Below are 230 nucleotides of genomic sequence, written 5' to 3'. Positions count from 1 at the left end.
CGATCGCCTGCTTGGCGTTGTCCCCGACGTTGCCGAGGGCGAACACGGCGAACGTCAGCGGGGTGCCGTCTGCGGAGTTGATGATGCCGGACAGCGTGTATCCGTTGTCGATCCATCCCGTCTTCGCGAACACCGACCCGCGCGCGACCGAGCTCGAGCCGGTGAACCGGTTGTAGCCCGGCCCGAGCGTGCCCGACTTGCCGGCGACCGGGAGGCCGTCGTAGATGACG

The 230-nt window shown here is 68.3% G+C and carries 1 protein-coding gene; it reads right to left on the bottom strand.

Annotated features, from left to right (window positions below; translation table 11 throughout):
- The coding region (locus SB717_RS39985) for a D-alanyl-D-alanine carboxypeptidase (protein ID WP_410908929.1) at positions 1-230 on the bottom strand (230 nt) is incomplete at both ends.

The organism is Priestia sp. SIMBA_032 (genome assembly GCF_046535215.1).
Taxonomy (GTDB): domain Bacteria; phylum Bacillota; class Bacilli; order Bacillales; family Bacillaceae_H; genus Priestia; species Priestia aryabhattai.
This window is presented reverse-complemented; position numbering and strand designations above follow the sequence as displayed.